Genomic DNA, 20,295 nt, shown 5'->3' on the forward strand with positions numbered 1-20,295 from the left:
TTTTTTTGAGTGGATTAGAGGGGGCTGTGAGCGAATTGGAGCCTATCTCGAGCAGAATTCAGGTCTCTATGAGCGAATTAGCAGGTAACCCAAGCGAAACTTGTGTTAATACTTCAATATATCGGTTAGAACCAGGTATGCAAATGGACAAAACGAATAAAATTTTCCCATTTGCATCTTTAAAGGTGTCTCCCGTTTACGATTGTGGGGGCTGTTCCATCCAGCTATTATCTATCATAATGTTCGCTCCGTCTTCCGTTAAGAGATGCTCCATTTGTGTAAGTTCTAATTTTCATGGAAAACGTTTCCGTTTTATGGAATAGCATCATTCTATCAGAAAAAGGGGATTTCATCGAATCAGTTACCAAATGATCCAGTAAATCTGGTGCAGGCAAATCATCATCATGCAGTTTTTCTGTTGCTATATTGATATGTTTCTGGTACATTTTTTCCATGTAGGAAATATTTTCTTGATCTCGGGTCTTGTGCTACTTGACTAAAGGCAACAAGTAGGGCTTTGCTGGTTGCGTCGTTATTTATATTGTCATACAAATGGCCAATTTCTAAACCATGAAGGGTTCTTTTCTGTCCAAAAAATCCGTTTAGATAACTTTGCCTACCAATATAGTCTATTCCATCTGGTGTCGGTATTACTGGAGGGTTTCTTAAAAGCCCCTTTGATTCTAAGGCATCATTCACTTCAGCTATCAAATTCGCCGTTTTTGTTAGGCAGTCCATAAAGAACGTCCGAATATCTTTGTAAGCGTAAAATAATCCCCACCTATTTTTAGATGGGGATTATTTTACGCTTTATTTAGATTTATTTGGAACACGACATTCTTCTGGAATGGCTACTGACCATGGTAAAAGCTGATTGTTTATGGCATTATTGAAATGTAACAAATGGCAGTTAATTCATGCAACAAAAAAAGCCGCTTGCCAACATCTATAAAAATGCATACACTCCTTTTGGGCATTACGTTCAAGGAGGGTATTTAGGAGATGTTAGCAATGGCTGAGATTCATTATATTAGATTGGAAACATACGTAAAAGACAGGTCTTATGCATCGGTCGCAAACCAGGTGGGCAGAGAGCCTCGAACTGTACAGAAATATGTTTGCATCCGGTGCAAGGATGAAGGACATCCAAATGCGACTAGGGCATTCACGAATAAGTACGACAATGGACATCTACACACATGTCATTGAAAAAACAGATGAGCAATTAAGTGAACGTCTGTCAAATTATTTGAATGACGATGAAACAGATGACTCACAAAAAGAGTAGAAAATTTTTTTATTGTTTTTCTCGTCATTTTTTCGTCACAAGGGTGATTTTTAGTAAAAACAGCTCGCTTGAGACAATTGAGAGAGTCCCAAGCGAGCTGTAATCCTTGATACAACAAGGTTCTTAACGTTTTGAGAACTGTGGTGCACGACGAGCTGCTTTAAGACCGTATTTTTTACGTTCCTTCATCCGTGGGTCACGGGTTAGGAAACCAGCACGTTTTAATGGTGCGCGTAGTTCAGGATCTACTTGTAATAATGCACGAGCGATCCCGTGGCGAATAGCGCCTGCTTGGCCTGTATAGCCACCACCATTTACGTTAACATATACATCGTAACGACCGATGGTTTCTGTTGCAACTAAAGGTTGTTTAACGATGGTTTTTAATGTTTCTAAGCCGAAATATTCATCGATGCTTCGTTTATTAATCAGAATCTGGCCATCACCTGGTACGAGACGTACACGAGCAATGGAGCTCTTGCGACGACCTGTTCCAATATATTGTACTTGTGCCACTGATTCAACCTCCTATCTTATCCACGAAGTTCCCATACTTCAGGTTTTTGTGCTGCATGGGGATGTTCTGCACCTGCATATACTTTTAACTTAGTTAATTGTTGACGTCCGAGTGTACCTTTTGGTAGCATGCCGCGTACAGCCAATTCAATCATCCGCTCAGGTCTTCTGGCTAACATTTCGGCAGCTGTTAGAACCTTTAATCCGCCTGGGAAACCAGAGTGACGGACATACTCTTTTTGGTTCATTTTGTTACCTGTTAATTTAATTTGATTCGCATTGATAATGATTACGAAATCACCTGTATCCACATGGGGAGTATAGGTAGGCTTATATTTGCCACGAAGAATGGAAGCAACTTCGGAAGCTAAGCGGCCAAGAGTTTGGTCTGCTGCATCAACAACATACCATTTGCGCTCAACTTCATTTGGCTTGGCCATATATGTGGTACGCATTCAATTCCCTCCTGATCTTATCCGTTTGTCTCACTTGTGTTATTCATTTCATTACTTTCTATGCAAAAACCCGGGGCTATGGGTTTTATACGCCAACTAACATAATACTAAAATCACGGGAGCGAGTCAATAGAAAAATCACGAGGTCCCGTTGTTTTTCTTTCGTTTTCATAGGTGATGGAGTAAAGTACCAATCCTTGGGGTGGTGCAGTTTCACCAGCAAGCTGACGATCCTGTGCCGCAAGGATTTTTGCCATCTCCTCTGAGGAACGCTTCCCTTGTCCTACCTCGAGGAGAGTACCCACGATAATCCGAACCATATTATAGAGAAAGCCGTTGCCAGTGATATCGAAATGGAGTAAAGGCCCCTCCTCTGTAATCTGAATGGAATGGATGGTGCGTACTTTATCCTCCACCTGTGCTCGGGCAGAGCAGAAGGTCGTAAAGTCATGGCTACCTACTAGCGAGCTGGCAGCCACCCTCATGGCTTCTACCTGAAGTGGTTGGCGCGCAAGTAAGGCATAATGACGCCAGATGAGATGAGGGAAGCTTCCGCGCATAATTGTATAGCGATACCTCTTACAATGCGGTGTAAAGCGTGCATGAAATGACGGGGGTACATCCATACCCCTCCAGACGATGAGATCATCTGGAAGCAATCTCTGCAGCGCGAAGGGTAGACGATCGGCAGGAATCGTTGATGATGTCTCAAAATGCACCACCTGCTGGAGAGCATGGACGCCAGCATCGGTTCGTCCTGCTCCGGTAATCGTCACAGGATGCTGTAAGAGGCTTGTTAAGCTTTCCTGAAGTACTTCTTGTACCGTTCGTAAATTGCCTTCCTGCTGCTGAAACCCATGAAAATGGGTACCCTCATAGCTGAGATCGAGACGAATTCTCCGCATTATCCCCACCTCCTCAAGAGCATTAATCCTAGCAGTAAGAGGAGAGCAAAGAGGAGAGCCAAGCCATCCAGTCGGGAGAAATGCATCTGCTTACGTCGTGTTCTCCCCGCTCCGCCATGATAACATCTTGCTTCCATGGCTAAGGAAAGTTCATCGGCACGGCGAAAAGCACTGAGAAACAGCGGTATAAGAATCGGGACCATGCTTTTTGCCCGCTTTAATAATGACCCACTTTGAAAATTGACCCCTCGTGAGGTCTGTGCCTTTACGATTTTTTCTGTCTCCTCCAAAAGCGTGGGGATAAATCGTAAAGCAATGGACATCATGAGAGCTAGCTCATGCGCTGGCAGTCCCAACCTTGCAAATGGTCGGAGCAAATTTTCCATCCCATCGGTCAAGTCCATGGGGGACGTGGTCAATGTAAGTAAGGAAGCGATAAGCATTAATAGGATGAGACGTATACTGATGGCAACCGCTTGAATAACACCCTTCTCATAAATCTGTAGCCAACCCCAAGCGAATAAGATCTCTCCTTCATGGGTCATAAGAATATGCAGTAGGGCAGTCAAAAGCACGATCCAAAGAATGGGCTTCAAGCCGCGAAGAAGATAGCCTCCTGGTACTTGAGACATCCAGGCGATGAGCAAGGATATGGCGATCATAAAGAGGTTCGTACTCCAATTATTGACTAAAAAAATCACCATCACATAGAAAAAAACAAAGAGTAGCTTTGTCCTTGGGTCTAGTCGATGGATGGCAGAGTCGCCTTTAATATATTGACCAATGGTGATTTGTTCGAGCATGGTTCATCCCCCATGTTCCCAATGCTTCCGTATTTGGACAACCAGATCCTCTACCCGAAAGAGGTTGGTAGGAAGTGTAACTTTTCCACAGGCATTGATACGCTGGATAAACTGTAAAATTTCTGGTAACTCTAATCCTAAAGCTTCTGCTTCGTCAGCATGGGTGAAGATATCTGTAGGTGTACCTTCCAGCACCACTCCACCCTGTGACATTACAACAATCTGATTCGCATAGCGGACTACATCCTCCATACTATGGGTAACGAGAATGGTAGTCATCCTTCGCTGCTGGTGCATGGTATGGATCAGTTCGAGAATCTCCCGACTACCAGCAGGATCTAAACCTGCCGTAGGCTCATCAAGGATCAGTACCGCTGGCTCCATGGCAAGAATACCTGCAATAGCCACACGCCGCATCTGCCCGCCACTCAGCTCATAGGGAGAACGTTGATATAGGCGGGGGGCTTGCAAACCCACCAACTGCAAAGCATGGGGAGCCTTGGCTTCGGCCTCTCCCTGTGGGGTTCCAAAGGTGAGAGGACCGAACATGACGGCATTGAGCACCGTATATGCAAACAAATGATGCTCTGGATACTGAAGAGCAGGGTAGGGTAAATTCAGAAAATCCCCCGCCACCCAGAGGTATCAAACCCGGCCGTAGGCTCATCAAGGATCAGTACCGCTGGCTCCATGGCAAGAATCCCTGAAATAGCCACACGCCGCATCTGCCCGCCACTCAGCTCATAGGGAGAACGTTGATATAGGCGGGGGTCTTGCAAACCCACCAACTGCAATGCATGGGTAGCCTTGGCTTCGGCCTCTCCTTGTGGGCTTCCAAAGTTGAGAGGACCGAACATGACGTCATTGAGCACCGTATCTGCAAACAATTGATGCTCTGGATACTGAAAGACCATTCCAACCTGCTGCCTTAAGCCTTGCAGATTCTGCTTGCGATCCGAGGTAATTCGATGTTCGCCAACATGGACATCCCCCTTGGTCGGTAGGAGTAAACCATTGAGCAATTGAATCAGGGTAGATTTACCTGAGCCCGTATGCCCGATAATCCCTAGGAATGTGTGGTCTGGGATGGTGAGTGAAACATCATGGAGGGCCACCTTTTCAAAAGGAGTCCCTTGTTTATACACATACGAGACATGATTTAGCGTAATTTGCATAGCTCCTCCACCAACTTCTCCATGCTCCCTTCAGCATGACCAACTGGTATTCCCACTTTCCGTAGTTCATCGCTCAGTTGGTATACGAAGGGGACCTCTAAATGTAATTGTTGCAAGCGTTCAACCTGTTGAAAGATCTCATCCGGCTTCCCTGTCATCACAATCTGTCCAGCCTCCATCACAATGAGTCGTTGCGATTGGAAGGCCTCCCGCATATCATGAGTAATCTGAATCACTGTCATGCCTTCCTCATCATTGAGGCGACGAGCTACCTGTAATACCTCTTTTCTACCTTGAGGATCGAGCATGGAGGTTGCTTCATCCAGTACCATAATGGTAGGACGCATGGCGAAAATGCCTGCAATAGCCACTCTTTGTTTCTGACCACCTGACAAGTAGTGGGGCTCGGCATGACGATATGCGTCCAGTTGTACGGTGCGTAGTGCTTCATCAATCCGTTCCTCCATGAGTGCAGGGGGGAGTCCTAGATTCTCCATACCAAAAGCGATATCGTCCTCTACCGTAGCAGCCACAATCTGATTATCGGGATTCTGAAAGACCATCCCTACTTGCTGACGAATGGTCCAGATGCTCGCTTCATCATGCGTAGAGTACCCATTCACCCACACCTTGCCCTCTGAGGGGAGGAGTAGGCCGTTGAGCAGCTTCGCCAAGGTGGATTTACCTGAACCATTATGTCCTAAGATGGAGACGTACTCTCCAGGCAGAATCTCTAGATTAATCTGTTTCAATGCATCGATCTTCTCACCTTGTTGCTCATAGCTGAAGCTTACATTCTCTAGGCGGATTATTGGCTCCATATTCCTCACCCTTGTCCATTGCTTATCGCCGCTGAAATACTGAGATAAAGAAAAAAAGGGCAGAACAGATATTGGAAGAACCAACTCTGATATAACCCTTTTCTTTCTTCACACCAGGTACATTGTTAGACTAATTCGAGGTAGACCATTTCTGCACCGTCTCCACGGCGTGGTCCAATTTTAATAATACGGGTATAACCGCCTTGACGATCTTCGTACTTCTTAGCGATGTCGTCAAACAGTTTTTGAATGGCATCTTGGCCATTAGCTTCATCCGCAACCTCTTTACGAACAAAGGTAGCCACTTGGCGACGTGCGTGCAAATCGCCCCGTTTAGCTAATGTAATCATTTTTTCTGCGATGGAGCGCACTTCTTTAGCCTTGGCTTCAGTAGTTTCAATGCGCTCATAGATGATTAGGTCTGTAACCAGATCGCGAAATAGGGCTTTTCGCGCAGATGAATCGCGCCCTAATTTTTGGTATGCCATCTCTGTTCCCTCCTTCTGTTGTATGCTGTTTAGTCTTCGGTTCGGAGACTTAAGCCTAATTCACGAAGCTTTTCTACAACTTCCTCCAAAGACTTCCGTCCCAAATTACGAACCTTCATCATATCTTCTTCTGTTTTCTGCGTTAGTTCTTGAACAGTATTGATACCAGCACGTTTTAAGCAATTATATGAACGAACAGACAATTCCAGTTCTTCAATGGTCATTTCAAGAACTTTCTCTTTCTCATCGTTCTCTTTCTCGATCATAATCTCTGCTTCTTGTGCTTCATCTGTCAAGGAAACAAATAGATTCAGGTGTTCTGTTAAGATCTTGGCTCCAAGACTAACTGTTTCCTCGGGTCGCAAGGTCCCGTCAGTCCAGACTTCCAATGTCAACTTATCATAATTGGTTACTTGCCCAACACGTGTGTTCTCTATATGAAAGTTAGCACGTTCTACTGGTGAATAGAGGGAGTCAATAGGAATTACACCAATGGGTTGGTCATCCCGCTTATTACGCTCTGCAGGGACATATCCACGTCCACGATTGGCAGTCATTCGCATATGAATCTGCCCTTTATTAGCCAGATGGCAAATAACTAGATCAGGATTCAGGATTTCCACATCACTATCCGCACGAATGTCGGCTGCAGTAATGACTCCTTCACCTGTACCATCAATTTCGAGAATTTTTTCTTCTTGTGAGTGGATACGAAGCGCTAATCGTTTTAAATTGAGAATGATTTCGGTAGTATCTTCTACTACACCTTCAATGGTAGAGAATTCGTGAAGAACCCCTTCAATTTGCACAGAAGTAACAGCAGCTCCTGGTAATGAAGAGAGCAGGATACGGCGCAAGGAATTTCCTAGCGTTGTACCATAGCCGCGCTCAAGAGGCTCTACCACGAACTTCCCATATGTTCCATCCTCAGAACATTCGACGATCTCCACTTTTGGCTTTTCTATTTCGATCATAGAAATGAACCCTCCTTCAAACGTCGAAAAAGTCCGGTGTTCGACCCTCTTGTGCACCGGAGCTTTTGGAACGGTGGTACCCGAACAGTAAACTTACATCCCACACGGATGTTACATATTACCTGTTTAGTCTTTCCAGTTTAGACCAATTCTAAACCAGTTAGCATCCATCACACACGACGACGTTTTGGTGGGCGACAGCCGTTATGGGGAATTGGTGTAACGTCTTTGATTGCGTTAATTTCCAAGCCAGCTGCTTGCAAGGAGCGGATAGCTGCCTCACGACCAGACCCTGGACCTTTCACCATTACTTCCACCTGTTTCATACCATGCTCCATCGCAGCTTTAGCAGCAGTTTCTGCAGCCATTTGTGCTGCGAATGGTGTACTCTTACGAGAACCTCTGAAGCCAAGTCCACCGGCACTAGCCCAGGAGATGGCATTACCATGTGGGTCTGTAATCGTCACGATGGTGTTATTAAACGTGCTACGGATATGAGCTACGCCAGATTCTACGTTCTTCCGGTCACGACGTTTTGTACGAACTGTTTTAGTAGCTTTCGCTTTAGCCATGGTTACATTACCCCCCTTTTACCTTATTTTTTCTTGTTTGCTACTGTACGAGCAGGACCTTTACGCGTACGTGCATTGGTTTTACTACGTTGACCACGAACTGGTAAACCACGACGATGACGAAGTCCACGATAGGAACCAATCTCTACTAAACGTTTAATATTGAGGGCTACTTCACGACGAAGGTCACCTTCAACTTTGACGTGTTTATCAATATATTCACGCAGACGAGCCACTTCATCCTCTGTAAGGTCGCGAACTCGTGTATCTGCGCTCACATTGGCTGCTTTTAAAATTTGTTGAGCCGTAGACCGACCAATCCCGAAAATGTACGTAAGAGCAACTTCAACTTGCTTATCACGTGGTAAGTCTACACCAGCAATACGTGCCATGTAGGAAGCACCTCCTTAGCCTTGTTTTTGTTTGTGTTTTGGATTTTCACAGATAATCATCACTTTCCCTTTGCGACGAATGATTTTACATTTTTCACAAATGGGCTTTACAGATGGTCTTACCTTCATTTGTTTAACCTCCTTGACAGATGCGGTATCTTGTCCCGAACCACACGCAGCACCAGTTTCACCGGTGAACGAACCAGCACAACTGCTGGACTATTTATAGCGATAGGTAATACGACCTCTTGTCAAATCATAAGGAGAAAGCTCAACGGTTACTTTGTCGCCAGGTAGAATACGAATGAAATGCATCCGTATTTTTCCGGAGACGTGAGCAAGAACAACATGCCCGTTTTCCAACTCCACCTTAAACATGGCGTTAGGAAGTGGTTCAATCACTGTTCCTTCGACTTCAATTGCTTCTTCTTTAGCCATGGCTTATCTCTCCTTTCTCCGACACTTCAGCTCGTTCAGTTATAAACTGTTGGATGGCAAAACGAATCTTGCCGTTGGAGACCCGATTATTTTCATGCATTGCCTTCACGACGTCGGGTGCAATCGCATGTTGAAATTCAACATGACTGATGTTTTTCTTCTTGGGAGTGTCAAACTTTCGTTTGTTCCCATCTGCTAGCAACAAGTACCGATCATCCTCAAATCCGACGATGATTGCATAATTGCCGGCATCGCGTCCACGGCAAATGCGAACGATCTCTCCTATTCGCGGTCTCGCATCAGAATCTACCACATTCATCACCTTCATTTAGGCTTTTAATCGCGGAAACGGAACTGACATGAATCGTCAGTGGTACGCCCCTTACATCCCGAACAAGGGATGGTAGGCACTGATTGTCACTGAGGTGCAGATTCAAATTAGAAAAGTCGCCATGAACGTTAAGAAGCATAGGCCCCTGCCAACGCTTCCTATTGAGGGTACCTTCCATCTGTTACCTGGATTGTTGCAGGTAGTTCGCAATATCATGAAATACTTGCTCGATCTCCTGATCACCATTCACTTCACGAAGTAAACCCTGTTGTCCATAATATGCAAGTAGAGGTTCTTGCTGCTTCACATTGACATCCAACCTTGTTGCTACTGTATCTTCATTGTCGTCGTCCCGTTGATACAATGCGCCACCACACTTATCGCATACACCTTCTGTAGCTGGTGGATTAAATTCAGTGTGATAGGTTGCACCGCATTGCTTGCAGATTCGACGACCAGATAAACGAGCAATCAGTTTCTCCTTGGCTACGTCAATAGAGATTACATGGTCAAGGGAACGTCCAAGTTCTTGCATGGTTTGATCGAGAGCTTCCGCTTGGGCTACCGTCCGAGGAAAGCCGTCCAACAAGAAGCCATTGCTACAATCAGCATTGCCTAAACGTTCATGCACAATACCTACAACAACTTCATCAGGTACTAGTAAGCCTTGGTCCATAAAGGATTTGGCTTTTAAACCTAGCGGAGTGCTTTCACGAATGGCTTGCCGAAACATATCGCCAGTTGAGATATGGGGAATGTGGAATTGTTCAACAATTCGTTCCGCTTGTGTCCCTTTACCGGCACCTGGAAGTCCCATCAAGATGACGTTCATGTTCATCCTCCTAAACTATCTCAGAACGTAACAGAGAAGGTAGACCGATGGATTGATCCCACCGGCTCTCCATCTGCTACTTATTAATAAAGCCTTTGTAGTGACGTTTTACAAGCTGGCTTTCGATCTGCTTCATTGTATCAAGGGCAACCCCTGTTACGATCAATAATGCTGTACCACCAATCCGTACGGAATCAGGGAGGTCAGCGATATTGATGAAGAAAACTGGTAGGACAGATACTGCAGCAAGGAAGATCGCACCTGCTAGTGTGATCCGGTTCATAATCCGTGTGATATAGATAGATGTTGTCTTCCCTGGACGAATACCTGGAATATAGCCGCCATTTTTCTTCAAATTCTCAGCCAGTTGCTCTGGATTAATTTGAATAAATGTATAGAAGTAAGTGAATCCAATAATCAATAGTACATAGAAAAAGATCCCGAATCCACTCGTTTGGTTAAAGTGATTAATAATCCAATCTGCAATTGGCTTGCCTGCCCAGAAGCTCGCAATAGTTGCTGGGAAGTAAACCAAGGATAACGCAAAGATAACAGGGATAACCCCAGCTGCATTCACTTTAATTGGCAGATTAGTGGATTGACCACCATACATTTTCCGTCCAACTACGCGCTTTGCGTATTGGATTGGAATACGGCGTACCCCTTGTTGAACGAAGATAACGCCAGCGATGATGAAAAGTACTACTAAAACCATAACAGCTACTAATACAAAAGCCAAGAAGAGTGACTCTGCATCTTTAATCTTAGATGCATAGATTTGGCCAATGGCACTTGGAAAACCAGCAACAATCCCAGCAAAGATGATGATGGAAATTCCATTACCAATCCCTTTTTCGGTGATTTGTTCACCTAACCACATGAGGAATGCTGTACCTGCAGTCAATGTGGTAGCAACCAGTAAATATACTGGAACACTTGGATTCTCAAGGATGTGGTACATATTGTTGAATCCTACAGAAAGTCCAATGGCTTGGATAAAGCCTAAAATAACAGTACCATAACGAGTTACCTGTGCAATCTTACGTCGACCTGCTTCACCTTCACGAGCCCATTGTGAAAATTTAGGAACAACGTCCATGGAAAGGAGCTGCATGATGATAGAAGCAGTAATGTACGGCATGATACCCATTGCGAAGATGGAGAAGTTTTCTAGTGCACCACCTGCGAATAGGTTGAACAGGCCAAACATGTTAGCCTGATCATCATTGAATTGCTTCAAGATATCCGTATTAATATGGGGTACCGGTACAAAACTACCTAGACGGAAGATGATTAGGGCGAAGAGAGTAAAAAGGATCTTTCGCCGTAAATCATCCACTTTCCAGATATTTGAGAGCGCTGTAAACATTAAATCACCTCAGCATTTCCGCCAGCAGCTTCAATTTTTTCTTGAGCAGACTTGGAGAAATGGTTGGCCTTGACGGTTAACTTCTTGCTGAGTTCACCATTTCCTAAGATTTTGATACCATCTCGAGCATTGCGCACAACGCCAGATTCTACCAGCAACTCAGGAGTAACAATCGTAGCGTCCTCGAAACGCTCTAAATCAGAAACATTTACAATCGCATAAATCTTACGATTTAGGTTAGTAAAGCCTCGTTTTGGTAAACGTCGAAATAATGGGTTTTGTCCACCTTCAAAGCCAGGACGTACACCGCCGCCAGAGCGGGATTTTTGACCCTTTTGTCCACGACCAGAAGTTTTGCCATTTCCAGATCCAGTACCACGTCCAACACGATTACGTTCTTTCCGTGATCCTTCAGCTGGTTGAAGTTCGTGTAATTTCATTGTTACACCTCCTCATTGAAGTGTTGGTTAGTCTAATTCTACTACATCAACAAGATGACCTACCCGATTAAGCATACCGCGAAGGGCCACATTGTCTTCTTTCACAACAGAATGGTTCACTTTACGTAAGCCTAGAGCTTCTACGGTTTTCTTTTGTTCTTCCGTACGCCCAATCAGACTACGTGTGAGGGTGATTTGTAACTTCTTTGCCAAGATCTTTCCCTCCTTAACCTAACAGTTCTTCCACCGTTTTGCCGCGGAGTTTGGCCACTTCTTCTGCCCGTTTTAATTGGCTGAGACCTTCCAACGTAGCGCGAATCATGTTGATGGAATTATTTGAACCTAGAGATTTTGTAAGAATATCCTCAATACCAGCTAGTTCCAATACGGCACGAACTGGGCCACCGGCGATAACTCCAGTACCTTCTACAGCTGGTTTCATGAAGACCTTTCCTGCTCCAAAGATACCCATCACTTCATGAGGGATGGACTTGCCTACTAGTGGCACTTCAATTAAATTTTTCTTTCCGTTTTCAACTGCTTTACGAATGGCTTCTGGTACTTCTTTTGCTTTACCAGTACCTATGCCAACATGGCCATTTCTGTCGCCGACAACCACAATCGCTGCAAAGCTGAGGCGGCGTCCACCTTTTACAACTTTAGCAACACGATTGACGGCTACGAGGCGCTCTTCGTATTCCGTTTTGCTCGTATCCATGCGCATGCTTCGTATCCCTCCTTCGTTTTTCTTAGAATTGTAGCCCGGCTTCCCGTGCAGCTTCAGCCAGTTGTTTTACACGACCATGATAGAGATAACCGCCACGATCGAAAACAACTTCTGTATATCCTTTTTCCAATGCGCGTTTAGCAATTAATTGACCTACTTTTTCAGCAGCTTCAGTATTGCCACCATTGGAAGATTCACTACGGAGCTCTGGATCCAATGTAGATGCAGAAACAAGTGTATTACCTGCTACATCATCAATCAATTGTGCATAGATGTGCTTTTCGGAACGATAAACGTTCAAACGGGGACATTCTGCTGTACCTTGAATCTTATTGCGCAGGCGTAAGTGACGTTTTTTCCGTACTTTATTTTTATCCGGTTTGGTAATCATTGCGATTGTCACTCCCTTCCATCAACTAATTCGTTTACTTACCAGTTTTTCCTTCTTTACGGCGAATATGTTCGTTCTTATATTTAATCCCTTTACCTTTGTAAGGCTCAGGTTTACGTACAGCACGGATTTTGGCAGCTACTTCGCCAACAACCTCTTTGTCGATCCCCTTGATGATGATTTGGGTTTGAGAAGGAACCTCAAATTCGATCCCATCAATAGCTGGAACTTCCACAGGGTGAGAGTATCCAACGTTCAATGTCACACCATTTCCTGACTTTGCAGCCCGGTAGCCAACACCGACTAGCTCTAACTCTTTTTGGAACCCTTCTGTAACACCCGTCACCATATTATCGATGACGCTACGTGTTGTTCCATGAAGGGCGCGATGTGGTTTGTCGTCGCTAGGACGTTTTACGAGTAGATGACTATCTTCAATGGATACTTGCATATCCGGATGTACTGTATGGGTTAACTGACCCTTTGGACCCTTTACGGTAACGATTTGCCCTTCAACTTTCACTTCGACTCCTGCTGGAATCGCAATGGGCTTCTTTCCAATACGAGACATTCATTGCACCTCCATTCATGAGCAGACTGTATTACCAAATGTATGCGAGTACCTCGCCACCAACCTGTTGGCGACGGGCTTCTTTGTCCGTCATTACGCCTTTTGATGTAGAGATAACTGCGATACCTAATCCACCTAGTACCTTTGGTACCTCTTCGGATTTTACATAGACTCGTAAGCCTGGTTTGCTAATCCGTTTTAAACCTGTGATTACCCGTTCATTGTTCGGTCCATATTTTAAGAAGAGACGAATAATCCCTTGCTTGTCATCTTCAATAAACTCAGCATCCCGGATGAAGCCCTCATCTTTTAAGATGTTGGCGATCTCTTTTTTAATGTTGGAAGCGGGCAACTCGACCACTTCATGACGAACAACGTTTGCATTACGAATCCGGGTGAGCATATCAGCGATTGGATCTGTCATCACCATGTTGGATTACCTCCTTCCTTTCCTCAGCTTACCAGCTTGCTTTCTTTACGCCTGGTATTTGACCTTTGTATGCCAGTTCACGGAAGCAAATCCGGCACAATTGGAATTTACGAATTACCGAATGGGGACGTCCGCAGCGTTTGCAACGTGTATAGGCCTGAACTGCGTATTTCGGTTTCCGTTGTTGCTTCACAATCATCGATTTTTTTGCCACATTGTTCCCTCCTTTGATTTATTGGGTCGAACAGTTCCTAGTTACTTACGTAATGGTAATCCCAATAAGGATAGCAACTCGCGGCTTTCTTCGTCAGTATTTGCGGTCGTAACGATTACGATATCCATTCCTCGAACCTTATCTACCTTATCGTAATCGATTTCAGGGAAGATCAATTGTTCTTTAACCCCGAGTGTATAGTTTCCACGACCATCAAATGCTTTGTCAGATACACCACGGAAGTCACGTACACGAGGAAGAGCTACATTGAAGAGTTTGTCAAGAAACTCATACATCCGTTCACCACGTAATGTAACTTTTGTTCCAATAGGCATACCTTCACGTAACTTAAAGCCCGCGATGGATTTTTTAGCACGAGTAATAACTGGTTTTTGTCCAGCGATTAAGGTTAAGTCTTCGACAGCAGAATCAAGCAATTTTGGATTGCCCACTGCATCGCCAACCCCCATGTTGATGATCACTTTTTCAACACGAGGAATCTGCATGACCGTTTTATAGTTAAATTTTTTCATTAGTTGAGGTGCAACCTCATTGAGATACTTTTCTTTCATTCGTGTAGCCACTGTGAAAAGACCTCCTTCCTTTGGGTATTTCTAGGTTATTTTTCGATGATGGCGCCAGATTTCTTGGCAACGCGTACTTTTTGATCATTTTGAACTTGATAGCCAACCCGAGTTGGGCCGCCGGTTTTTGGGTCCACCAGCATCACATTGGATACATCGATGGGAGCTTCTTGGGTCACGATTCCACCTTGTGGATTAGCTTGGCTAGGACGCGTATGCTTTTTCACAAGGTTTACGCCTTCAACCAAGACACGACCTGTCTTTGGATGAGCTTGAAGTACGCGACCTTTTTTGCCTTTATCTTTACCGGTAATAACGATGACTTGGTCACCAGATTTTACAGGCATTTTCTTTGGTACAGACATTGTGGCACCTCCTTAACTGTGCTTCACCTGTCCCAATGACCCCTATTACAGAACTTCTGGAGCCAGGGAGATGATTTTCATAAAGTTCTTATCACGTAGTTCCCGTGCAACGGGCCCAAAGATACGAGTTCCACGTGGTGATTTATCATCCCGAACAATCACCGCTGCATTCTCGTCAAAGCGAATATAAGATCCGTCATTACGACGTGTAGCCTGCTTCGTACGTACTACTACAGCTTTTACCACTTCACCTTTTTTAACAACGCCACCGGGTGTAGCTTCTTTAACAGAGCAGACAATGATATCGCCGATACTAGCATAACGGCGGCCAGTACCACCTAGTACTTTAATGCATAACAATTCACGTGCACCAGAGTTATCTGCAACATTGAGACGAGTCTCTTGTTGAATCATGTGTGTCCCTCCCTTCGCATTCGAACAAATTACGATTAGAGAACTACTGATTTCTCTACGATTTCAACTAAACGCCACCGCTTATCTTTGGATAGTGGACGAGTCTCCATAATCCGTACGATATCGCCGACCTTAGCTTCATTATTTTCATCATGAACTTTAAATTTCTTGGAGTATTGAACACGTTTCCCATAAAGAGTATGTTTTTTCTTCGTTTCAACAACGACGACGATGGTTTTGTCCATCTTGTCACTAATGACACGTCCAACACGCTCTTTACGATCATTACGTACTTCCGTTGTTTCCATTCAGTGTAACCTCCTCTCATAATCACAATTTGGTTATTGGAGTCCGTTTAGGCATTCACTTGAATTCCAAGTTCCCGTTCACGTAGCACGGTCTTAGCACGAGCAATATCCTTTTTTACGTTACGGATTTGACCTGGATTTTCCAGTTGTCCCGTAGCAAGTTGGAAACGGAGGTTAAATAATTCTTCTTTCAAGCTGTTAACTTTTTGTTCAATTTCGGCAGTGGTCATATTACGAAGTTCATTAGTTTTCATTTGCTTCACCACCTGCTTCATCACGTTTTACAATCTTACACTTAATAGGAAGCTTGTGTGCTGCAAGACGTAGAGCTTCACGTGCAACTTCATCAGTTACACCGTCCAATTCAAACATAATCTTACCTGGTTTTACAACAGCTACCCAGTATTCTGGAGCCCCTTTACCAGAACCCATCCGAACTTCCAAAGGCTTTTGGGTTACAGGCTTGTCAGGGAAGATTTTAATCCAAACTTGCCCACCACGTTTGATAAAACGAGTCATAGCAATACGAGCTGCTTCGATTTGACGGCTCGTAATCCAAGCTGGCTCTAGTGCTTTTAAACCATATGATCCGAAGTTTAATTCTGTACCGCCTTTAGCAGTACCGTTCATTTTGCCTCGGTGAACACGACGATATTTCACGCGCTTTGGCATCAACATGATTACTCGCCCCCTTCCTGATTATTGCCTTTCGTTGGAAGGACTTCACCGCGATAAATCCATACTTTTACACCGATAATTCCATAAGTGGTCATGGCTTCAGCTGTACCATAGTCAATATCAGCACGAAGGGTATGGAGCGGTACCGTTCCTTCACTGTATCCTTCACTACGTGCGATATCAGCACCACCAAGACGGCCGCTTACCAAGGTTTTGATCCCTAATGCACCTGAGCGCATTGTCCGACTCATTGCTTGTCTTTGCGCACGACGGAAGGAAACACGATTTTCTAATTGACGGGCAATATTGTCAGCAACTAATTTAGCCACTAAATCAGGCTTCTTAATCTCTGAAATATTGATATGAACCCGTTTATTTGTCATTTTAGTTAATTCTTTACGAAGTTCTTCTACTTCTGCGCCACCGCGACCGATTACCATACCAGGCTTAGCGGTGTGGATGGTAATATTCACTCGATTGGCTGCACGTTCAATTTCAACGAAGGCGACAGCGGCATCTTTGAGTCGTTTTTCAACAAATTTACGAATTTGCACGTCTTCGAGCAAGAGGTCGCCAAAGTCTTTATCAGCATACCACTTGGACTCCCAGTCACGAATAATACCGACACGAAGACCCACCGGGTTTACTTTTTGTCCCACGCATTATCCCTCCTTATGATCTGATAGAACCAGCGTAATGTGGCTCGTGCGTTTATTAATACGGCTAGCACGTCCCATTGCACGTGGGCGGAACCGTTTCATTGTTGGACCCTCATCAACGAATACTTTGCTTACAACGAGTTGATCCACATTCATCTCATAATTGTGTTCTGCATTTGCAATGGCAGAATTCAATAGCTTCTCAACAACTGGAGAAGCAACCTTTGGTGTATGGCGGAGAATAGCTAATGCTTCGCCTACTTGCTTGCCGCGAATCAAGTCAACAACCAAGCGCACCTTGCGTGGAGCAATTCGCACATAACGTACAACTGCTTTTGCTTCCATGAATGTACCCCCTCTCATCCTTACTTATCAAGGTTGACATCTTATCGTTTAGTTTTCTTATCGTCACCTGCGTGACCGCGAAAGGTACGTGTCGGTACAAATTCGCCTAGTTTATGTCCTACCATGTCTTCCGTCACATAGACAGGGACATGTTTCCGTCCATCATACACAGCAAATGTGTGACCGATGAAATCTGGGAAGATTGTAGAACGGCGAGACCATGTCTTAATGACACTTTTCTTGCCACTCTCGTTCATCTCAACAACTTTTTTCATGAGGTGCTCATCAGCAAAAGGCCCTTTTTTCAGGCTGCGTCCCATTGGAAAACCTCCCTTCGCAAGCTATTTTGATTATTTCTCGTTACGACGACGAACAATATATTTGTTAGTCGGATGATTTTTCTTCCGTGTCTTATAACCCAATGCAGGTTTACCCCAAGGAGTCATTGGTGATTTGCGTCCGATTGGTGCACGACCTTCACCACCACCATGTGGGTGATCAACTGGGTTCATAACAGAACCACGAACGGTTGGCCGTTTGCCTAACCAGCGACCGCGTCCTGCTTTACCGATGTTGATAAGCTCATATTCAAGGTTTCCAACTTGACCAATGGTAGCACGACATTCTTTTTGGATCATCCGCATTTCACCAGAGGAAAGGCGAACGATAGCGTACTCGCCATCTTTACCAAGCAATTGAGCTTCAGTGCCTGCTGCACGAACTAATTGACCGCCAGCACCTGGCTTTAATTCGATATTATGAATCACGGTACCTACTGGAATGTTCTCAAGTGGTAATGCATTACCAACTTTAATATCAGCTTTGGCACCAGATTCAATGACCATACCTACTTCTAGACCTTTAGGAGCGATGATGTAACGTTTTTCTCCATCTGCATAGTTGATTAATGCAATATAAGAAGTACGGTTTGGATCATATTCGATTGAAGCAACGCGACCTGGAATACCATCTTTATTACGTTTAAAGTCAATTACACGGTATTGACGTTTATGTCCACCACCATGATGACGCGTTGTGATGCGGCCTTGGTTATTACGGCCTGCTTTACGATTCAACGGACGAAGTAATGATTTCTCCGGTTTGTTAGATGTAATCTCTTCAAACGTGGAGACTGTCATTCCGCGACGTCCGGGTGAAGTGGGTTTATACTTTTGGATACCCATTCCGTTTCCCTCCTTCGCTAATTGACATTATTAAACCGTTTCAAAGAACTCAAGTTCTTTGCTGTCGGCTGCTAATTGTACATAGGCCTTTTTCCGATCAGGACGGTAGCCTTCGAAACGACCGTAGCGTTTTGGTTTCCCTTTAACACGAACAGTGTTTACAGAGATAACCTTTACTCCAAAAATATGCTCCACTGCTTGTTTAATAGCTGTTTTGTTAGCTTTGATATCTACTTCAAAGACATACTTTTTCTCAGCCATCATGTCAGCGGTACGTTCAGTAATAATAGGGCGCTTGAGAATATCACGGGCATTTTGCATTAGCCAAGCACCTCCTCTACGCGAGTAACCGCATCCTTGGTAATGATTAACTTGTCAAAACGGATAATGTCTAGTACATTCAATCCGTTTACAGTCATATATTTTACACCTGGAATGTTACGTGCAGAAAGGGCAACCTTTTCATCGAATTGTTCACTTACAACAAGTGCTTTACGATCTGCTTGAAGACCTTTTAATACTTGAGCCATTAAGCTAGTTTTTGGTTGTTCAAGGTTTAGACCTTCAAGGACAACAAGTTCATCAGACAATGCCTTTGAAGAAAGTGCCGACTTCAATGCAAGACGACGCATTTTCTTTGGCATTTTGAACCCGTATTTACGTGGTGTAGGTCCAAATACTACGCCACCGCCTACCCATTGTGGACTGCGAATGCTACCTTGACGAGCACGTCCAGTACCTTTTTGCCGCCATGGTTTACGACCTCCGCCCCGTACTGCTGCACGATTCTTCACAGCATGGGTACCTTGGCGTTCAGCAGCTTGTTGAAGAAGAACAGCTTGGTGAAGTAATGCTTCATTGGGTTTAATTCCAAATACAGCATCGGATAATTCGATCTCTCCTACTTGAGAGCCTGTTTGGTTATATAACGCCACCTTTGGCATGTAAAATTCCTCCTTTCTTTAAAAACTTACTTTCCGGATTTGATAGTATTTTTGATAGTTACAAAGCTTTCTTTTGGTCCTGGTACAGAACCCTTAACCATGATCAAATTACGCTCTGTATCGATACGAACTACTTCTAAGTTTTGAATGGTTACACAATCTGTTCCCATCCGACCTGGTAGTTTATGTCCTTTGAAGACACGTGCAGCGTCAACAGCACCTAAGGAACCAGGACCGCGATGATAGCGAGAACCATGAGCCATTGGCCCGCGGGAATGATTATGCCGTTTAATGGAACCAGCAAAACCTTTACCCTTACTAATTCCGGTGATATCTACTTTTTCACCAGTTTGGAAGAGGTCAGCTTTTACTTCTTGACCTACTTCATATTCCTCAACGTTAACATTCCGGATTTCACGAATGTAGCGCTTAGGTGTTGCCCCAGCTTTTTTTGCATGACCTTCAGCTGGTTTGATAATGCGACTCTTCTTCACATCGTCAAAGCCGAGCTGAACCGCTGTATAGCCATCGGTTTCGGTCGTCTTTTTTTGGAGAACAACGCATGGGCCTGCTTCAATCACTGTTACAGGAATGACATCGCCATTCTCAGCGAAAATTTGTGTCATGCCCACTTTCTTCCCTAAGATTCCCTTCATGAAAGCCACCTCCTATACTTGTTTTT

Annotated in this window: 35 protein-coding genes and 3 pseudogenes; all 38 read right to left on the reverse strand. The window is 44.4% G+C overall.

The genetic code is table 11. The features are described from left to right. Positions 1-227: 227 nt before the first annotated feature. The 38 genes and pseudogenes from BN1691_RS04615 to rplC all read right to left on the reverse strand — a co-directional run bounded on the left by BN1691_RS04615 (position 228) and on the right by rplC (position 20,269). Positions 228-738 (reverse strand): annotated as a pseudogene (locus tag BN1691_RS04615) (DUF3231 family protein). 673 nt (positions 739-1,411) lie between these two features. Further along, positions 1,412-1,804, reverse strand: coding sequence for a 30S ribosomal protein S9 (rpsI, locus tag BN1691_RS04625; RefSeq protein ID WP_048601035.1), 393 nt, complete (start codon positions 1,802-1,804; stop codon positions 1,412-1,414). A 17-nt stretch (positions 1,805-1,821) separates the two neighbouring features. After that, positions 1,822-2,259 carry a 50S ribosomal protein L13 gene (gene rplM / locus BN1691_RS04630; protein WP_048601036.1) on the reverse strand — a complete coding sequence of 146 codons (438 nt, stop codon included), beginning with the start codon at positions 2,257-2,259 and terminating at the stop codon, positions 1,822-1,824. A 113-nt stretch (positions 2,260-2,372) separates the two neighbouring features. Then, a complete protein-coding gene (gene truA / locus BN1691_RS04635; RefSeq protein WP_053083704.1) occupies positions 2,373-3,164 on the reverse strand; it encodes a tRNA pseudouridine(38-40) synthase TruA in 792 nt (263 codons plus the stop codon). After that, on the reverse strand, positions 3,164-3,967 hold the full coding sequence (locus tag BN1691_RS04640) for an energy-coupling factor transporter transmembrane component T family protein (protein WP_048601037.1): 804 nt from the start codon (positions 3,965-3,967) through the stop codon (positions 3,164-3,166). The genes truA and BN1691_RS04640 overlap by 1 nt, the downstream gene beginning before the upstream one ends. 3 nt (positions 3,968-3,970) lie before the next feature. After that, positions 3,971-4,603, reverse strand: coding sequence for an ATP-binding cassette domain-containing protein (locus BN1691_RS04645; RefSeq protein ID WP_053083705.1), 633 nt, complete (start codon positions 4,601-4,603; stop codon positions 3,971-3,973). Further along, positions 4,603-5,142: pseudogene (locus BN1691_RS04650) on the reverse strand (ATP-binding cassette domain-containing protein); the annotation flags it as partial. The gene BN1691_RS04645 and the pseudogene BN1691_RS04650, both read right to left, overlap by 1 nt. After that, entirely contained in the window at positions 5,127-5,963 is an 837-nt protein-coding gene (locus BN1691_RS04655) for an energy-coupling factor transporter ATPase (protein ID WP_048601038.1), read from the reverse strand. The gene BN1691_RS04655 and the pseudogene BN1691_RS04650, both read right to left, overlap by 16 nt. 125 nt (positions 5,964-6,088) lie before the next feature. Then, the gene (gene rplQ, locus BN1691_RS04660; protein ID WP_048601039.1) at positions 6,089-6,451 is read right to left on the reverse strand and encodes a 50S ribosomal protein L17; all 363 of its coding nucleotides are present in this window, start codon (positions 6,449-6,451) and stop codon (positions 6,089-6,091) included. Between the two features lie 29 nt (positions 6,452-6,480). Continuing rightward, positions 6,481-7,425 carry a DNA-directed RNA polymerase subunit alpha gene (locus BN1691_RS04665; RefSeq protein ID WP_048601040.1) on the reverse strand — a complete coding sequence of 315 codons (945 nt, stop codon included), beginning with the start codon at positions 7,423-7,425 and terminating at the stop codon, positions 6,481-6,483. Between the two features lie 170 nt (positions 7,426-7,595). After that, a complete protein-coding gene (rpsK, locus tag BN1691_RS04670; RefSeq protein ID WP_048601041.1) occupies positions 7,596-7,997 on the reverse strand; it encodes a 30S ribosomal protein S11 in 402 nt (133 codons plus the stop codon). Between the two features lie 23 nt (positions 7,998-8,020). Further along, positions 8,021-8,389: a 30S ribosomal protein S13 gene (gene rpsM / locus BN1691_RS04675; protein WP_048601042.1), complete on the reverse strand. Its 369-nt coding sequence runs from the start codon at positions 8,387-8,389 to the stop codon at positions 8,021-8,023. Positions 8,390-8,404: 15 nt separating this feature from the next. Next, entirely contained in the window at positions 8,405-8,518 is a 114-nt protein-coding gene (rpmJ, locus tag BN1691_RS04680; RefSeq protein ID WP_048601043.1) for a 50S ribosomal protein L36, read from the reverse strand. A 90-nt stretch (positions 8,519-8,608) separates the two neighbouring features. Further along, positions 8,609-8,827 (reverse strand): translation initiation factor IF-1, encoded by a 219-nt coding sequence (gene infA / locus BN1691_RS04685; protein ID WP_048601044.1) that lies wholly within the window; start codon positions 8,825-8,827, stop codon positions 8,609-8,611. Next, complete coding sequence (locus BN1691_RS04690) at positions 8,820-9,032, reverse strand: hypothetical protein (protein ID WP_315969535.1); 213 nt, start codon at positions 9,030-9,032, stop codon at positions 8,820-8,822. The genes infA and BN1691_RS04690 overlap by 8 nt, the downstream gene beginning before the upstream one ends. A 12-nt stretch (positions 9,033-9,044) precedes the next feature. Further along, positions 9,045-9,155 (reverse strand): annotated as a pseudogene (locus BN1691_RS14935) (hypothetical protein); the annotation flags it as partial. 184 nt (positions 9,156-9,339) lie between these two features. Next, a complete protein-coding gene (locus BN1691_RS04695) occupies positions 9,340-9,990 on the reverse strand; it encodes an adenylate kinase (protein WP_048601046.1) in 651 nt (216 codons plus the stop codon). A gap of 76 nt (positions 9,991-10,066) precedes the next feature. Beyond that, complete coding sequence (gene secY, locus BN1691_RS04700; protein WP_048601047.1) at positions 10,067-11,359, reverse strand: preprotein translocase subunit SecY; 1,293 nt, start codon at positions 11,357-11,359, stop codon at positions 10,067-10,069. Continuing rightward, complete coding sequence (rplO, locus tag BN1691_RS04705; RefSeq protein WP_048601048.1) at positions 11,359-11,799, reverse strand: 50S ribosomal protein L15; 441 nt, start codon at positions 11,797-11,799, stop codon at positions 11,359-11,361. Before rplO ends, secY begins: the two co-directional genes overlap by 1 nt. A gap of 27 nt (positions 11,800-11,826) precedes the next feature. After that, positions 11,827-12,012 (reverse strand): 50S ribosomal protein L30, encoded by a 186-nt coding sequence (gene rpmD, locus BN1691_RS04710; RefSeq protein WP_048601049.1) that lies wholly within the window; start codon positions 12,010-12,012, stop codon positions 11,827-11,829. A gap of 13 nt (positions 12,013-12,025) precedes the next feature. After that, the gene (rpsE, locus tag BN1691_RS04715) at positions 12,026-12,523 is read right to left on the reverse strand and encodes a 30S ribosomal protein S5 (RefSeq protein WP_048601050.1); all 498 of its coding nucleotides are present in this window, start codon (positions 12,521-12,523) and stop codon (positions 12,026-12,028) included. A 25-nt stretch (positions 12,524-12,548) separates the two neighbouring features. Continuing rightward, positions 12,549-12,917, reverse strand: a complete 369-nt coding sequence (gene rplR / locus BN1691_RS04720) for a 50S ribosomal protein L18 (RefSeq protein ID WP_048601051.1) — start codon at positions 12,915-12,917, stop codon at positions 12,549-12,551. Between the two features lie 34 nt (positions 12,918-12,951). Further along, a complete protein-coding gene (gene rplF / locus BN1691_RS04725) occupies positions 12,952-13,488 on the reverse strand; it encodes a 50S ribosomal protein L6 (protein WP_048601052.1) in 537 nt (178 codons plus the stop codon). Between the two features lie 31 nt (positions 13,489-13,519). Beyond that, the gene (gene rpsH, locus BN1691_RS04730; protein WP_048601053.1) at positions 13,520-13,918 is read right to left on the reverse strand and encodes a 30S ribosomal protein S8; all 399 of its coding nucleotides are present in this window, start codon (positions 13,916-13,918) and stop codon (positions 13,520-13,522) included. Positions 13,919-13,946: 28 nt separating this feature from the next. Continuing rightward, on the reverse strand, positions 13,947-14,132 hold the full coding sequence (locus BN1691_RS04735) for a type Z 30S ribosomal protein S14 (RefSeq protein ID WP_048601054.1): 186 nt from the start codon (positions 14,130-14,132) through the stop codon (positions 13,947-13,949). A gap of 41 nt (positions 14,133-14,173) precedes the next feature. Then, entirely contained in the window at positions 14,174-14,704 is a 531-nt protein-coding gene (rplE, locus tag BN1691_RS04740; protein ID WP_048601206.1) for a 50S ribosomal protein L5, read from the reverse strand. Between the two features lie 47 nt (positions 14,705-14,751). Beyond that, entirely contained in the window at positions 14,752-15,063 is a 312-nt protein-coding gene (gene rplX / locus BN1691_RS04745) for a 50S ribosomal protein L24 (protein WP_048601207.1), read from the reverse strand. Positions 15,064-15,126: 63 nt separating this feature from the next. Next, entirely contained in the window at positions 15,127-15,495 is a 369-nt protein-coding gene (rplN, locus tag BN1691_RS04750; protein WP_048601055.1) for a 50S ribosomal protein L14, read from the reverse strand. Positions 15,496-15,530: 35 nt separating this feature from the next. Further along, the gene (rpsQ, locus tag BN1691_RS04755; RefSeq protein WP_048601056.1) at positions 15,531-15,803 is read right to left on the reverse strand and encodes a 30S ribosomal protein S17; all 273 of its coding nucleotides are present in this window, start codon (positions 15,801-15,803) and stop codon (positions 15,531-15,533) included. A 47-nt stretch (positions 15,804-15,850) separates the two neighbouring features. Next, complete coding sequence (rpmC, locus tag BN1691_RS04760; RefSeq protein ID WP_048601057.1) at positions 15,851-16,057, reverse strand: 50S ribosomal protein L29; 207 nt, start codon at positions 16,055-16,057, stop codon at positions 15,851-15,853. After that, on the reverse strand, positions 16,047-16,481 hold the full coding sequence (rplP, locus tag BN1691_RS04765) for a 50S ribosomal protein L16 (protein ID WP_048601058.1): 435 nt from the start codon (positions 16,479-16,481) through the stop codon (positions 16,047-16,049). Before rplP ends, rpmC begins: the two co-directional genes overlap by 11 nt. 2 nt (positions 16,482-16,483) lie before the next feature. Beyond that, positions 16,484-17,140, reverse strand: a complete 657-nt coding sequence (gene rpsC / locus BN1691_RS04770) for a 30S ribosomal protein S3 (protein ID WP_048601059.1) — start codon at positions 17,138-17,140, stop codon at positions 16,484-16,486. A gap of 3 nt (positions 17,141-17,143) precedes the next feature. Next, on the reverse strand, positions 17,144-17,485 hold the full coding sequence (gene rplV, locus BN1691_RS04775) for a 50S ribosomal protein L22 (protein ID WP_048601060.1): 342 nt from the start codon (positions 17,483-17,485) through the stop codon (positions 17,144-17,146). Positions 17,486-17,526: 41 nt separating this feature from the next. Then, complete coding sequence (rpsS, locus tag BN1691_RS04780) at positions 17,527-17,805, reverse strand: 30S ribosomal protein S19 (RefSeq protein WP_048601061.1); 279 nt, start codon at positions 17,803-17,805, stop codon at positions 17,527-17,529. A 30-nt stretch (positions 17,806-17,835) separates the two neighbouring features. Continuing rightward, a complete protein-coding gene (rplB, locus tag BN1691_RS04785; protein ID WP_048601062.1) occupies positions 17,836-18,669 on the reverse strand; it encodes a 50S ribosomal protein L2 in 834 nt (277 codons plus the stop codon). Between the two features lie 30 nt (positions 18,670-18,699). Beyond that, complete coding sequence (gene rplW / locus BN1691_RS04790) at positions 18,700-18,990, reverse strand: 50S ribosomal protein L23 (RefSeq protein WP_048601063.1); 291 nt, start codon at positions 18,988-18,990, stop codon at positions 18,700-18,702. Next, positions 18,990-19,613, reverse strand: a complete 624-nt coding sequence (rplD, locus tag BN1691_RS04795) for a 50S ribosomal protein L4 (protein ID WP_048601064.1) — start codon at positions 19,611-19,613, stop codon at positions 18,990-18,992. Before rplD ends, rplW begins: the two co-directional genes overlap by 1 nt. 26 nt (positions 19,614-19,639) lie before the next feature. Continuing rightward, complete coding sequence (rplC, locus tag BN1691_RS04800) at positions 19,640-20,269, reverse strand: 50S ribosomal protein L3 (RefSeq protein ID WP_048601065.1); 630 nt, start codon at positions 20,267-20,269, stop codon at positions 19,640-19,642. Positions 20,270-20,295 lie beyond the last annotated feature (26 nt).

The organism is Rubeoparvulum massiliense, from assembly GCF_001049895.1.
GTDB classification, from domain to species: domain Bacteria; phylum Bacillota; class Bacilli; order Rubeoparvulales; family Rubeoparvulaceae; genus Rubeoparvulum; species Rubeoparvulum massiliense.

Excerpts from the sequence above, each read along its gene's own strand:
- rplM (WP_048601036.1), bottom strand. The coding sequence starts at position 2,259 with ATGCGTACCACATATATGGCCAAGCCAAATGAAGTTGAGCGCAAATGG.
- truA (WP_053083704.1), bottom strand. The coding sequence starts at position 3,164 with ATGCGGAGAATTCGTCTCGATCTCAGCTATGAGGGTACCCATTTTCAT.
- BN1691_RS04640 (WP_048601037.1), bottom strand. The coding sequence starts at position 3,967 with ATGCTCGAACAAATCACCATTGGTCAATATATTAAAGGCGACTCTGCC.
- BN1691_RS04655 (WP_048601038.1), bottom strand. The coding sequence starts at position 5,963 with ATGGAGCCAATAATCCGCCTAGAGAATGTAAGCTTCAGCTATGAGCAA.
- rplQ (WP_048601039.1), bottom strand. The coding sequence starts at position 6,451 with ATGGCATACCAAAAATTAGGGCGCGATTCATCTGCGCGAAAAGCCCTA.
- BN1691_RS04665 (WP_048601040.1), bottom strand. The coding sequence starts at position 7,425 with ATGATCGAAATAGAAAAGCCAAAAGTGGAGATCGTCGAATGTTCTGAG.
- rpsK (WP_048601041.1), bottom strand. The coding sequence starts at position 7,997 with ATGGCTAAAGCGAAAGCTACTAAAACAGTTCGTACAAAACGTCGTGAC.
- rpsM (WP_048601042.1), bottom strand. The coding sequence starts at position 8,389 with ATGGCACGTATTGCTGGTGTAGACTTACCACGTGATAAGCAAGTTGAA.
- rpmJ (WP_048601043.1), bottom strand. The coding sequence starts at position 8,518 with ATGAAGGTAAGACCATCTGTAAAGCCCATTTGTGAAAAATGTAAAATC.
- infA (WP_048601044.1), bottom strand. The coding sequence starts at position 8,827 with ATGGCTAAAGAAGAAGCAATTGAAGTCGAAGGAACAGTGATTGAACCA.
- BN1691_RS04695 (WP_048601046.1), bottom strand. The coding sequence starts at position 9,990 with ATGAACGTCATCTTGATGGGACTTCCAGGTGCCGGTAAAGGGACACAA.
- secY (WP_048601047.1), bottom strand. The coding sequence starts at position 11,359 with ATGTTTACAGCGCTCTCAAATATCTGGAAAGTGGATGATTTACGGCGA.
- rplO (WP_048601048.1), bottom strand. The coding sequence starts at position 11,799 with ATGAAATTACACGAACTTCAACCAGCTGAAGGATCACGGAAAGAACGT.
- rpsE (WP_048601050.1), bottom strand. The coding sequence starts at position 12,523 with ATGCGCATGGATACGAGCAAAACGGAATACGAAGAGCGCCTCGTAGCC.
- rplR (WP_048601051.1), bottom strand. The coding sequence starts at position 12,917 with ATGATTACCAAACCGGATAAAAATAAAGTACGGAAAAAACGTCACTTA.
- rplF (WP_048601052.1), bottom strand. The coding sequence starts at position 13,488 with ATGTCTCGTATTGGAAAGAAGCCCATTGCGATTCCAGCAGGAGTCGAA.
- rpsH (WP_048601053.1), bottom strand. The coding sequence starts at position 13,918 with ATGGTGATGACAGATCCAATCGCTGATATGCTCACCCGGATTCGTAAT.
- rplE (WP_048601206.1), bottom strand. The coding sequence starts at position 14,704 with ATGAAAGAAAAGTATCTCAATGAGGTTGCACCTCAACTAATGAAAAAA.
- rplX (WP_048601207.1), bottom strand. The coding sequence starts at position 15,063 with ATGCCTGTAAAATCTGGTGACCAAGTCATCGTTATTACCGGTAAAGAT.
- rplN (WP_048601055.1), bottom strand. The coding sequence starts at position 15,495 with ATGATTCAACAAGAGACTCGTCTCAATGTTGCAGATAACTCTGGTGCA.
- rpsQ (WP_048601056.1), bottom strand. The coding sequence starts at position 15,803 with ATGGAAACAACGGAAGTACGTAATGATCGTAAAGAGCGTGTTGGACGT.
- rpmC (WP_048601057.1), bottom strand. The coding sequence starts at position 16,057 with ATGAAAACTAATGAACTTCGTAATATGACCACTGCCGAAATTGAACAA.
- rplP (WP_048601058.1), bottom strand. The coding sequence starts at position 16,481 with ATGTTGATGCCAAAGCGCGTGAAATATCGTCGTGTTCACCGAGGCAAA.
- rplV (WP_048601060.1), bottom strand. The coding sequence starts at position 17,485 with ATGGAAGCAAAAGCAGTTGTACGTTATGTGCGAATTGCTCCACGCAAG.
- rpsS (WP_048601061.1), bottom strand. The coding sequence starts at position 17,805 with ATGGGACGCAGCCTGAAAAAAGGGCCTTTTGCTGATGAGCACCTCATG.
- rplB (WP_048601062.1), bottom strand. The coding sequence starts at position 18,669 with ATGGGTATCCAAAAGTATAAACCCACTTCACCCGGACGTCGCGGAATG.
- rplW (WP_048601063.1), bottom strand. The coding sequence starts at position 18,990 with ATGCAAAATGCCCGTGATATTCTCAAGCGCCCTATTATTACTGAACGT.
- rplD (WP_048601064.1), bottom strand. The coding sequence starts at position 19,613 with ATGCCAAAGGTGGCGTTATATAACCAAACAGGCTCTCAAGTAGGAGAG.
- rplC (WP_048601065.1), bottom strand. The coding sequence starts at position 20,269 with ATGAAGGGAATCTTAGGGAAGAAAGTGGGCATGACACAAATTTTCGCT.